This is a genomic window from Lentisphaerota bacterium, assembly GCA_016873675.1.
In the GTDB taxonomy this organism is placed as follows: Bacteria; Verrucomicrobiota; Kiritimatiellia; order RFP12; family JAAYNR01; genus VGWG01.
Genome location: VGWG01000151.1, coordinates 1 through 5,337 on the forward strand (window position 1 = coordinate 1; position 5,337 = coordinate 5,337).

At 64.7% G+C, this 5,337-nt stretch carries 5 protein-coding genes and 1 tRNA gene; all 6 read right to left on the reverse strand.

What is annotated here, in order from left to right:
- Positions 1–348 precede the first annotated feature (348 nt).
- Positions 349–424: transfer RNA gene (locus tag FJ222_11835), tRNA-Thr, on the reverse strand.
- 54 nt (positions 425–478) lie between these two features.
- On the reverse strand, positions 479–1,195 hold the full coding sequence (locus tag FJ222_11840) for a DUF480 domain-containing protein (protein MBM4165113.1): 717 nt from the start codon (positions 1,193–1,195) through the stop codon (positions 479–481).
- A 16-nt stretch (positions 1,196–1,211) separates the two neighbouring features.
- Positions 1,212–2,480, reverse strand: a complete 1,269-nt coding sequence (locus tag FJ222_11845) for a tyrosine--tRNA ligase (protein ID MBM4165114.1) — start codon at positions 2,478–2,480, stop codon at positions 1,212–1,214.
- A gap of 12 nt (positions 2,481–2,492) precedes the next feature.
- Positions 2,493–3,773 carry an insulinase family protein gene (locus FJ222_11850; protein MBM4165115.1) on the reverse strand — a complete coding sequence of 427 codons (1,281 nt, stop codon included), beginning with the start codon at positions 3,771–3,773 and terminating at the stop codon, positions 2,493–2,495.
- Positions 3,767–4,510 carry a 1-(5-phosphoribosyl)-5-[(5-phosphoribosylamino)methylideneamino]imidazole-4-carboxamide isomerase gene (gene hisA / locus FJ222_11855; protein MBM4165116.1) on the reverse strand — a complete coding sequence of 248 codons (744 nt, stop codon included), beginning with the start codon at positions 4,508–4,510 and terminating at the stop codon, positions 3,767–3,769. Before hisA ends, FJ222_11850 begins: the two co-directional genes overlap by 7 nt.
- A 1-nt stretch (position 4,511) precedes the next feature.
- Positions 4,512–5,102: an imidazoleglycerol-phosphate dehydratase HisB gene (gene hisB / locus FJ222_11860; GenBank protein ID MBM4165117.1), complete on the reverse strand. Its 591-nt coding sequence runs from the start codon at positions 5,100–5,102 to the stop codon at positions 4,512–4,514.
- Positions 5,103–5,337 lie beyond the last annotated feature (235 nt).

The following is a 5,337-nucleotide window of genomic DNA, read 5'->3' on the forward strand; positions in this document are numbered from 1 at the left end:
GCAGGTTCGGCGGAAGGCCCGCGTCGCCCGGGTTCAGCCAATAGGTGTGCCAGCCCGGCTGAGTCGTCACTTCCACCGCCAGCGTGAACAGCGCGCCGGGCGCGATTGTGTCACGCTCGGCAATCAGGGAATCGGATCTCGGGGACAGTGAATCTATGTCTACTGATTCTGTGCTTCCGATCACCCGACACCCTCATCATGCACAGGGGGGAGTGTGTCCAAAGTGTGTCCAAAAATACCCTAAAAACAGGGTATAACAGGGGTTTTTAGGGACAAGAGGGAGAGACGGAAAACAGAGGTCAAAAGGTCAAAATTGGCAAAAATACCAACAAAACAGGGGTTTTTATATGGAGCCAGCAGTCGGGATCGAACCGACGACCTGCTGATTACAAATCAGCTGCTCTACCAACTGAGCTATGCTGGCGTGTGCGGACATAGAGAAACAAAACGCGGCGATTCTGGCAAGTGAAAACCGATTCTACTCGCCGAGTTGTCTGGCAAAAGCCGCGAAACGAACCTCCAGCCCGGCGACTTGCGCGCGCACGGCGGCGAGTTCCTGCTCCACGCGATCGAGGCGGGAGACGGCCGACGCCGTGACCGGCGACGACACGGCATCGCCGCCGCCTCCGGACGGAAGCGTGGCGGCGGCCGGCGGACCGCTCAACAGGTGCGCCCAGCGGGCCTCGCGGCGCCCGGATTCGCGGCCGAGCTTGACAGTCAACGGCCCTTCGGCATGATCGGCCAAACCCTGCAGGGCGGCCTCCACCGCCGTCACGTCTGCAAACACGGCGTGCATCCGCTCGGTCCGGGCGCGCAGCTCGGCGGCGGTCTGCGGACCGCGCAACAGCAATTCCGTCAGCAGCGCCACGGAGGGCTCCGGCACGTGAATCACCTCGGTGAAGGCGTGACGGTATTTGTAGGCCCGGTGCCCCGCCAGCGAGACCTGCCACGCCAGCTTCTTCTCGCGCAACCCATCCAGCGCCAGAACCACGGCCGTCTCGTCGAGCGAGAGGACCGGGTCGCGATTGTTTTTCTGATTGCACGCCGCGATCAGCGCGTTCAGGGTCAGCGGGTAGTATTCCGGCGTCGTGATCTGCTTCTCGATCAGCGAGCCCAGCACCCGCGCCTCGTCGGCGGTGAGCGTCAGTCCGGTCGGCGGGGGCGGTGTCTGAAGCGGCGTATCCGGGGTGTCCATAGTCGCTGTCCCCTGTTCAGCACACCTTCAACAGGCGGTTGTTTTTCTTGCCCGACCGCAGGAGCGTCAGCCGTCCTTCGATCAGCATCGCGGGGGCGAAGACCGCCGCGACATCGCCCACGCGGACGTTGTTGACTGTCAGGCCGCCCTGTTGCATCAGCCGGCGCGCCTCGCCCTTGCTCGCGCACAGCCCCGTCGCGGCGACCACCTCCAGCAGCGGCTTGCCCACCACCGCATCGCGGGGCAGTTCGGACGAGGGGACGTTGGCGAAGACGGCCAGCAGGTCGGAGGCGGTCAGCCCGTCGAACGAGCCGCCGAAGAGCACCGCGCTCGCCCGCTGCGCGACGGCCAGCCCGTGCTCGCCGTGAACCGCGCGGGTGAGCTGCTCGGCGAGGATCCGCTGCGCCTCACGCTTCTCCGGCGCGGCCGCGACCTCGCCTGCGAGACGGCACAATTCGTCCTCGGGCAGAAACGTGAAGATCCGCAGGAAGCGGATGACATCGGCGTCCAGTGTCCGCAGGAAGAACTGGTAGAATTCGTAATACGAGGTGCGGCGGTGGTCGAGGTAGATCGCGTTGCCTTCGCTCTTGCCGAACTTGCGGCCCTGGCTGTCGCACACCAGCGGGAAGATCAGCCCATAGGCGTCGGCGCCCTCGACACGGCGGATCAGCTCCGTTCCTGCGGTGATGTTGCCCCATTGATCGGATCCGCCGATCTGCAGGCGGCAGCCGGTCGCGCGGTAGAGGTGGAGAAAATCGTAGCCTTGGAGGATCTGGTAGCAGAACTCGGTGAATGAGATGCCATCCTGCGATTCCAGACGCCGCTTGACCGACTCCTTGGCCAGCATCTGATTCACGCGGAAGTGGCGGCCCACATCGCGCAACAGCGTAATGAACGTGAAATCCTTGTGCCAGTCATAATTGTTGACCATGCTGGCCGGATTCGGGCCGGTGTCGAACGCGATGAACCGCGACAGATTCTCCTTGATCCCTTCGAGGTTGTGGCGCACCTGCTCATCGGTCAGCAGGTTGCGCTCGGCAGACTTCCCGGAGGGGTCGCCGATCAGCCCCGTCGCGCCACCGACCAGGGCGATCACGCGGTGGCCGGCGCGCTGGAAATGGGTGAGCGCCATGATGGTCACGTAATTGCCCGCCTGGAGGCTGTCGCACGACGGGTCGAAACCGGCATACACGGTCATCGGCTTGTCGAGCGCCGCCGCCAGCTCAGGCGCGGTGATGGCCTCAAACAGCAACCGATCCTTCAGCGTATCCAAGACATTCGGCATGGTCTCACTCCCTTACCGCAGCGTCTTCAACCAGGCGGCCTCGTCAAGCGGGTGCTTCTGCGGAACCACCAGCGAGAGAGTCATCCGCTGCGGGTCAAACACCGTCTCGGCGACCGCCCGGACATCCTCGGACGACGTCGAGCGGACGAGATCAATGAACTCGTCCGGGTCGAGCAACCGGCCGTACTGGGCGAGCGACTCCCCCACCCACGAGAGCTGGCCGCCCGTGCCCTCGAGCCCGAGCCTGAACGAGCCGAGCAGGTAGTCCTTGGTGCGCCGCAACTCGGCCGCGCCGACCGCCTTCTCGCGAACGCGGACGATCTCGCGGGCGATCAAACGGGTCGCGTGATCCGCCCGGGCGCTGTCGAGGCCGGCGGCGATGACCAGCACGCCGGTATCGTCGAACAACTGGTAGGTGGAATGGATCGAATAGGCCAGGCCGTGCCGCTCGCGCACCACCTGAAAGAGGCGCGAGCTCATATTCTCCCCCAGCAGGGTGTTGAGCATCCGCAACGCGACCCGGCGGCGGTCATGGCGGCTGAAGGGGATGCGAAAGCCGATCGCGGCATGCACCTGTTCGATCTCGCGCCGGGTCAGGCGGATCTTCTCCTGCCGGGTCTTTGCGGTCACCGGACGAAACCGCGCGGCGCCGCCGCCGCGCAGCCTGGCCAGGGTGTGCTCAACACGGGCGACGCAGGCATCATGGTCGACACGACCGGCAAACGCCACGATCGTCCGTCCCGGCAGGTAGTGGGTGCGGCGGAAGGCGTCGAGCGCGTCGCGCGTCAGCCCAGCCAGCGAGCGCTCATTGCCCGCCAGCGGCACGCCGATGGGGTGACCCGCCCACACGGCCTCGGCAAGCTGCTCCTGCACCACCGCCTGAGGCTGGTCGCGGTACATCTTCAGCTCCTCCAGGATAACGGCCCGCTCGCGATCCACATCGCCGGGGGCGAGCTTGGCGTGGAGGTACATGTCGGCCAGAACATCAAAGGCCTCGAACTGGTATTCGTGCGGCAGGCGCGCATAGTAGCAGGTGTTTTCCTCCTGCGTGTAGGCGTTCAGGTAGCCACCGCGCCCTTCGATCGCCTGTGAAATCGCCTGGGCGCTTCGTGTCGGCGTTCCCTTGAACAGCAGATGCTCGATAAAATGGCTCGCCCCGGTTGTCTCGCGGCTTTCGTAGCGGCCGCCGACGCGAATCCAGATGCCGACGCCCGCGCTCTCCGCATCGGGTTGCGGCGCAGTCGCAACCATCAATCCGTTGTTCAACCGGGTCAACCGGACGTCTTTCAACATGTTACCTCGTCTCCGCTTGCCGCAGCCAGAAGCTCGGCGAGGGTTGTTTTGCCGTCATAAAGCGCTTTGCCGACAATCGCGCCGTACAGGTTGTCGCGCCCCAGCGCGCGCAGCGCGCGGACATGCTCCGGGGCGCTCACGCCGCCCGAGGCGATGATCCGGCACTGCGGCACGGTGGCGCAGATCTGGTCGAGTTGCGCGAGGTTCGGCCCGCCGAGCATGCCGTCGGTGGCGGTATCGGTGTAGATGAGCGTCGCCACGCCGGCGGCCTCGGCTCGCCGGGCCAGCTCGGTGGCTCTCACGCCGGTGGTCTCTACCCAGCCCCGGACCTGGACGAAGCCGTCGCGCGCGTCGATGCCCACGGCGATGTGTCCGCCATAACGCGCCACCAGCCGTTCCAGCGCGGCGGGGTATTCCCAGGCGCGCGTGCCGAGAATCGCCCGCGAGACGCCAGCCCGCACGAGGGCATCGACGGCCTCGTCGGTGCGCAGCCCGCCGCCGACCTCGACCGCAAGGCGGGAGGTCTGGACGATCTCCCGGATCACGTCGGCATGGGCCGGACGGCCCGAGAAGGCGCCGTCCAGATCGACCACATGGAGGTGCTCCGCCCCCTGCTCACGCCAGCGGCAGGCCATGGCCACGGGGTCGTCGGAATAAACCGTGGCCTCATCCGCGCGCCCCTGACGGAGCCGCACGCACCTGCCGCCCTTCAAATCAATCGCCGGAAGAATGACCATGTCAGAGCGTCCCCTTGCTGGACGGGACGCCCGTCTCGCGCGGATCGGTTTCGACCGCCTGCCGCAGCGCGCGGGCAAAGCCCTTGAAGACCGATTCGCAGACATGGTGCGCATCCTCGCCGTAGCGATGGTTGATGTGCAGGTTCAGGCGCGCCTGCACGCTGACGGCGCGAAAGAACTCCTCCAGTAACTGCACGTCAAAATCGCGAACCTTCTGCTGCTTCATCCCGCTGTTGAACACCAGATAGGGGCGTCCGCCCAGATCCACCGCCACCTCGCTCAACGTCTCGTCCATGGGCACGGCGGCGAATCCATAGCGGCGGATGCCGCTGCGGGTGCCGAGCGCCTCGTCGATGCAGCCGCCCAGGACCAGGCCGATATCCTCGACCGTGTGATGGTAATCGACCTCGGTATCCCCCGTCGCAACCACCTCGATGTCCACCAGCGCGTGGCGCGCAAACAATTCCAGCATGTGGGTGAAGAACCCGATGCCGGTGTCGATCCGAGAAACGCCGGCGCCGTCGAGATTGAGCGAGACCGCAATATCGGTCTCGCGTGTTTTCCGTTTTCGCGTTGACGTCCGAGCCTTCATGCAACCCCCGGGTTGGGATACCAAAATAAAAAGCCATTATTGCCGAAAAAACTACCGATGTCACGCTCCGATTATTGGCTGTTTGTTGCTCATCACACACGATTCAAACACCCTAATCCTCGCCTAAGGCAGGGCAAATGTACGCAACCCGTTAAAAGAGAGAAGAAAAGGCTTGCTGACGGGCTATAGATTTCCTATACTGCATGTCCATGGCTACCCGTCTTCCGTTGATGCA